Consider the following 6,258-nt stretch of genomic DNA (forward strand, 5'->3'; position numbering starts at 1 on the left):
ATGAGCAACGCGGTGCGGGGTGCCCTGCTGGTGCTGCTCGGCGTGCTCGGCCTGGCGGCCGGGCTCGCCGGGGCGTTCGTCCAGGCGCTGTGGTCGGGCGGCGGGCTGCTGCTGGCGCTCGCCGCGGCTGCCGGGCTCTTCGCCGCCGGCCGGCGCCTCGCCGGCAGCCGCTGGGGCGGGGCCGTCCCGGCGGCGTGCTGGCTGGCCGTCGTCCTCTATCTGGCCGCGGGGCGCACCGAGGGCGACATCGTCCTCGCCAACGGCGGGGGAGCCTACGCGTTCCTGCTCCTCGGCGGGATGGCCGGCGTCTTCGCCGCGCTGCTGCCGGCGCGCGCGAGGGTGGCCGCGAGCTGACGCTCCGTCCGGTCGGCGACCCACCGGACCCGTGCGCCACAGGCCAACCCCTCATTGTGTACTGTGCGCTACGGGCATCTCGCCCGTTCCTTCGGCACGCCCGAAACCCACCGGCCACCGGACAGTATGGTGGAGCCCGCCCGGTGCCCCCGGCGCCGCCCGCACGGCGGTCGAGCGAACAAGGTGAAGCGCTGTGAGTCGAAACACTGACCAGGACCCGAACTACCCCGGCCAGGGAGGCCCGGAGGGAGAGCGGGACGACGGCGACCAGCGCGAGACGCGCACCGAGACCACGCTGACCACCCGCATCCGGGTGGCCATCCCCGGCGCGCGCCCGATGCCGCCGATGGTCCTTCGCGAGCCCGTCGGCGACGGCGAGGCACCCCCCAACCCGCCCGCGGACGGCACCAGCGGCGGCGGTCCGCTGCCGCGCCGCACCCCGAAGACGCCGCACTGGCACGCCAGTCCGGCGCCGGGCGGCGGCGCTTCGGCGCCCGCGGCGTCCGCGGCGCCGTCCGCGCCGGCGACCTCGGTGGACGAGACCGGCATCAGTGACTGGTTCCGGCCCAAGAGGCCCGGCGCCGACACCGGTTCGCACCCCCGCCCCGACCTCACCGGCCCGGCGCCGGTGCCGACGCCCGAGCCGGCGCCGGACGGCGGGACGTCGCGCGGCAGCGGGCTGCTGGCCGGCGGGTTCATGGCGATGCGCGAGGGGCAGGCGCAGGCGCAGGCCTCCCGGGACGACGCGCCGCAGACGGCGGCGCCGGCCGCGGACCCGTTCCCGACGGCCCCGTCCGAGCCGCTGCCGCCCGCGCCCGACCCTTCGGCGGCGGCGAGCCCCTTTGGCGCGGAGGGCGCGCTGCCGCGCCGCGGCGGCGCGCCGGCCCCGTCGTGGGGCGACGGGCCGTCCTACGTCGAACCGGCGTACCCGGGCGCGGAGGCGGGTCCCGGTCTGACTCCGGGTGCGGGTGCGGGTGTTGGCGGGGGGCTCGATCCCCGTCAGGGTGGTTCCGGTATGTCCGGCTATGCCGACGGTCCCGGCCAGACCCCGGCCGGTGGCATTCCCGTCCCGGGTGCCGGCGCTCCCGGCTTCGGCGACGGCCCCGGCCTGTCCGGCTACGCCGACGGTCCGGGGCAGACCCCGGCGGGCGGCATTCCCGTCCCCGGCGCCGGCGCTCCCGCGTTCGGCGACGGCCCCGGCCTGACTCCGGGTGCGGGTGCGGGTGTTGGCGGGGGGCTCGATCCCCGTCAGGGCGGTTCCGGTATGTCCGGCTATGCCGACGGTCCGGGGCAGACCCCGGCGGGCGGCATTCCCGTCCCCGGTGCCGGTGCTCCCGGCTTCGGCGACGGGCCCGGCCGGACGCCGGCCGGCGGCATCCCCGCGGCGGGCCCCGGCGCGGGTCCGGGCTTCCCCGACGGGCAGAACGCGGGCTTCCCCGGCGGTCCGGGGCTCGGCGGCCCCGGGGTCGCCTCGGGCGGCGACGTCTTCGGCGGGGCCGGCGCGCCGACGCCGCGTCAGGACGGCTCGCCGTCCTTCCCGGGCGTCCCGCCGCTGAACGGCGCCGGCGCGCCCGGCTACACCGCCGGTCCCGGCAACACTCCCGCGGGCGGCATGCCGATCCCCGGCGGCCCCGGCGCCCCGATGCCGCCCCAGGAGGGCTCGCCCTCCTTCCCCGGCGTCCCGCCGCTGAACGGCGCGGGCGGCGGCGCTCCCGCGCCGGGCCAGGACGGCTCGGCGTCCTTCCCCTCCGTCCCGCCGCTCGCCGGCGCGCCGGGCAACCCCGGCGCTCCCGGCAACCCCGGCGTCGCGCCGGAGGCCGCCGCCACGGCCCGCTTCCTCCGCTCCCAGCACCCCACCAACGAGCCGGACGCCACCGGCCAGTTCGTGGTGCCGCCGGTCTCCGAGGACGAGCCGAAGCCCAAGGCCAAGCAGAAGAAGCCCAAGCAGCAGAACCCCAACCAGAACCCCAGCCAGAACCCGAACCGGCCGCAGGCCCCGCAGGCCCAGGCGCACGCCCAGGCCCCGGCGCCGACCGGCCCGGTCGACCCGCGGAAGCCGAGCCCCAACACCCCGTCCGCCTCCGCGGACCCCGCCGCCGGGCGCAACACCGAGGACACCACCCGCCTCGGCCGCATCCCCGCCGGCCCGGTCAGCGGCCCCGGCGGCCAGCCCATGCCGCCGCTCGGCGCGGTCCCCCCGGGCCGGCAGACCCCCGCGGGCGGCCTCACCCCCGGCGCCGGCCGCCCGGCCCCGCAGCAGCAACCGCAGCAACCGCTGCCCCCGCAGGGCCAGGCCCAGCCGCAGCAGCAACCGCAGCCGCAGCCCCAACCGCGGCCGGACGCCGCCCACTCGGGCGTCCCGCCGCAGCAGGGCGCCCCGGCGCCCGCGGCGGCGCCCCCGGCGCCCTCCGCGCCCGCGGCCAAGCGGAAGGGCCGCTCCAAGCCCGTCCTCGCCGTTGGAGGCATCGTCGGCCTCGCCGCCGCCGCGTACGTCGTCGGCCTGGCCATGAACCACGCCGACGTCCCGCTGCACACCACGGTGCTCGGCGTGGACATCGGCGGGCTGAACCGCGCCGACGCCCAGCAGAAGCTGGACAGCACGCTCTCGGCCCGCGCCGGCGCCCCGCTCCGACTGACGGCCAACGGGCGCACCTTCCGCCTCGACCCGTCCGTCGCCGGGTTGCAGCTGGACACCACCAAGACCGTGGCGGCCGTCGCGCACAAGGACTACAACCCGGTGACGGTCATCGGCTCCCTCTTCGGGGTGAGCCACGCCGATGACCCGGTCCTCGTCGAGGACGACGACAAGCTCAACGCCCAGCTCGCCAAGGTCGGCGCCAAGGTCGGCGGCACGCTGCGCGAGGGCGGCATCGCGTTCAAGCAGGGCAAGGCCGTGGCGATAACCCCCCGGTCCGGCACCGCCGTCGACCCGGGCACCTCGGGCAGCGCCATCAAGCGCGCCTGGGTCGCCCGGATGGAGACCGGCAAGGACAGCCCGGTGGGCCTCTCGCTGAAGAAGGAGGACCCGACCGTCACCTCCGCGGCCGTCAGCAAGGCCATGCACGACTTCGCCAAGCCGGCGATGTCCGGGCTGGTCACGCTGAAGGCCGGGAACTACACGATCATGTTCAGCCCGGACACCCTCAGCAAGAACCACCTGCTGCAGATGAAGCCCGACGGCCAGGGCAACCTCGCGCCGGTCTGGGACACCCAGCTGCTGGAGCAGCTGTGGGGCCACACCTTCGACCCGCTCGGCCCCAAGCCGTCCGGCAAGGGCTTCACCATGAACGGCGAGAAGGTGACGATCGCCAAGGGCAGCGGCGTCACCGGCGCGGCCGGCGCCGCCGCCCTCGACCAGGCGCTGAAGAACACCAGCCAGCGCATCGCGGTGGTGTGGATCGGCGGCTGATCAGCCGTCACCGCCGGCGCCCCGCCGCCGTCCGCGCCTCGCGGGCGGCGGCGGCACCGTTTTCCCGGCGACCAGCGCCCGCTCGTCGACCTCGACGACCGCGCCGTCCCGCCGCCGCACCGCCAGCCGACCATCCGTCCAGGACAGCAGCTCGCCCACCACATCCCCGAAGACCGGCCGGCCCTCCGGGCCGACCTCGAGAACACGGCGAACCGAAACCCTTCGGCCGACGTCGGAGCCAGTGATACGAATATCTGTGCCGCCGTTGCCGCCCTGCGCGGAGCCGCTGCCGCCGGCGGGGCCCACGGTCCCCTCACGCGCCATGCGGACCCCTCCTGTGCATTCGAGCCTCCACAACGGTGATACTAGGTGTCGGGCATCGACGGACAGCGCGCTCCCTGCGCGTGAGCGCCCCAAACGAGGAGGAACGACAGCGTGACGTACGTCATCGCACAGCCCTGTGTCGACGTCAAGGACAAGGCGTGCATCGAGGAGTGCCCCGTCGACTGCATCTACGAGGGTCAGCGCTCCTTGTACATCCACCCGGACGAGTGCGTCGACTGCGGCGCCTGCGAGCCGGTCTGCCCGGTCGAGGCGATCTTCTACGAGGACGACACCCCGGACGAGTGGAAGGACTACTACAAGGCGAATGTCGAGTTCTTCGACGACCTGGGTTCCCCGGGCGGCGCGTCCAAGCTGGGCCTCATCGAGAAGGACCACCCGCTGATCTCCGTGCTTCCTCCGCAGAACCAGCCGTGACCTCCCTCCGCACCGCTCTTCGGAGTTGATCCCGCAGTGACGCCATCGCACAACGGTGCCGCGGCCGCGCCGTCCCCGCAGCAGCCGGGGGCGGCGCGCCGCGTTTCCGACGCATCCGCATCCGCACCCGTCCCGCCCTACCTCGCCACCCCGCGCTCCGCCGCGCTGCCCCAGTTCCCCTGGGACCGCCTGGAGCCCGCCAAGGCCGTGGCCGCCGCCCACCCCGGCGGCATCGTCGACCTGTCCGTCGGCACGCCCGTCGACCCCGTCCCGGAGCTGGTGCAGGGCGCCCTGCGCGCCGCCTCCGACTCCCCGGGCTACCCGCTGACCGCCGGCACCCCGCAGCTGCGCGAGGCGCTCGCCGAGTGGCTGCGCCGCCGCGTTGGCGCGGAGATCGGCACCGCCGCAGTGCTGCCGCTGGTCGGCTCCAAGGAGCTGGTCGCCTGGCTCCCCACCCAGCTGGGGCTGGGCCGCGGCGACGCGGTCGCCCTCCCCGAACTCGCCTACCCCACCTACGACGTGGGCGCGCGGCTGGCCGGCTGCGAGCCGCGCACCTACCGCGAGCCCTGGGAGGCGGACACCGCCGGGCTCAAGCTCCTCTGGCTGAACTCGCCCTCCAACCCGACCGGGCGCGTCCTGACCAAGGACGAGCTGGCCCGGACGGTGGAGTGGGCGCGCGAGCACGGCGTGCTCGTCGTCTCGGACGAGTGCTACATCGAGCTCGGCTGGGACGCGGAGCCGCTCTCCGTGCTCCACCCGTCCGTCAACGGCGGCTCCCACGAGGGGCTGCTGGCGCTGCACTCGCTCTCCAAGCGGTCCAACCTGGCCGGCTACCGGGCGGCGTTCGCCGCCGGCGACGAGCGGGTGGTCCGCGAACTGCTGGAGGTCCGCAAGCACGGCGGCATGATCGTGCCGCGGCCGGTGCAGGACGCGATGGCGGCGGCGCTCGGCGACACCGTGCACGTCGACGAGCAGCGGGCCCGCTACGCGCAGCGCCGCGCCGCGCTGCGGACGGCCTTCCTCAAGGCGGGCTTCACCATCGACCACAGCGAGGCGAGCCTCTACCTGTGGGCCAGCCGCGGCGAGTCCTGCTGGGACACCGTCAACCGGCTCGCCGAGCAGGGCATCCTCGTCGCCCCCGGCGAGTTCTACGGGCCGAAGGGCGACCGGCACGTGCGGATCGCCTTCACCGCGACGGACGAGCGCGTCCGCGCCGCGGTGGACCGCCTGGCGGGGTAGCCCCCGTCCCGCGTCAGCCGGTCTGGACGCCGGCGGGGACCATCAGGAAGACGTTGGCGTCCACCCGGTCGATATGGCCGCGGATACCGAAGACGATCCCGCTGCAGAAGTCGACGACGCGGCGGGCCATCGCGGTGTCCACATCGCTGAGGTCCACCAGGACGGGCGTGCGGTCGTCCAGGTGTTCGGCGACGGCGCGCGCGTCGCCGAACGTCCGCACCCGCACGAGCGCGAACCGGCGCGAGGGCAGGACGACGTGACCGGTCGTCGGGATGTCCTCGCGCTCGTCCTCGTCGTAGCGGCCGGGGTCGTACCGGCGCCCCGGCCGCACCGGACTCGGTGCCGCAGGCCACCTGCGCGGGTTGTCGATCGGAACCACCTCCGCGAGCCTCCCGGTCCCCCATGCGCCGTCCACGTTCTCTATCCCGGCCATACGACCATCAAAACACTCGCCACGACCATCCCTTTGCAGCGACGCGCCCCACCCCGCCCAACTC

At 75.8% G+C, this 6,258-nt stretch carries 6 protein-coding genes; 4 read left to right on the forward strand and 2 right to left on the reverse strand.

Annotated features, from left to right (window positions below; all coding sequences use genetic code 11):
- Positions 1-354, forward strand: a complete 354-nt coding sequence (locus BIV57_RS11780) for a DUF6113 family protein (protein ID WP_071656693.1) — start codon at positions 1-3, stop codon at positions 352-354.
- Between the two features lie 193 nt (positions 355-547).
- Positions 548-3,763, forward strand: coding sequence for a hypothetical protein (locus BIV57_RS11785; protein ID WP_071656694.1), 3,216 nt, complete (start codon positions 548-550; stop codon positions 3,761-3,763).
- Here BIV57_RS11785 and BIV57_RS11790 read toward each other — a convergent pair whose 3' ends face one another.
- The gene (locus BIV57_RS11790; protein ID WP_217651722.1) at positions 3,764-4,087 is read right to left on the reverse strand and encodes a putative acetyltransferase; all 324 of its coding nucleotides are present in this window, start codon (positions 4,085-4,087) and stop codon (positions 3,764-3,766) included.
- Between the two features lie 111 nt (positions 4,088-4,198).
- Here BIV57_RS11790 and fdxA point away from each other — a divergent pair, with 111 nt between their 5' ends.
- Both fdxA and dapC read left to right on the forward strand, forming a co-directional pair.
- Positions 4,199-4,522, forward strand: a complete 324-nt coding sequence (fdxA, locus tag BIV57_RS11795) for a ferredoxin (protein WP_071656695.1) — start codon at positions 4,199-4,201, stop codon at positions 4,520-4,522.
- Between the two features lie 165 nt (positions 4,523-4,687).
- On the forward strand, positions 4,688-5,761 hold the full coding sequence (gene dapC, locus BIV57_RS11800; RefSeq protein WP_245797580.1) for a succinyldiaminopimelate transaminase: 1,074 nt from the start codon (positions 4,688-4,690) through the stop codon (positions 5,759-5,761).
- Between the two features lie 13 nt (positions 5,762-5,774).
- Here dapC and BIV57_RS11805 read toward each other — a convergent pair whose 3' ends face one another.
- Positions 5,775-6,140, reverse strand: a complete 366-nt coding sequence (locus tag BIV57_RS11805) for a cell division protein SepF (RefSeq protein WP_245797576.1) — start codon at positions 6,138-6,140, stop codon at positions 5,775-5,777.
- Positions 6,141-6,258 lie beyond the last annotated feature (118 nt).

The organism is Mangrovactinospora gilvigrisea (assembly GCF_001879105.1).
In the GTDB taxonomy this organism is placed as follows: Bacteria; Actinomycetota; Actinomycetes; order Streptomycetales; family Streptomycetaceae; genus Mangrovactinospora; species Mangrovactinospora gilvigrisea.

Excerpts from the sequence above, each read along its gene's own strand:
- BIV57_RS11790 (WP_217651722.1), bottom strand. The coding sequence starts at position 4,087 with ATGGCGCGTGAGGGGACCGTGGGCCCCGCCGGCGGCAGCGGCTCCGCG.
- BIV57_RS11780 (WP_071656693.1), top strand. The coding sequence starts at position 1 with ATGAGCAACGCGGTGCGGGGTGCCCTGCTGGTGCTGCTCGGCGTGCTC.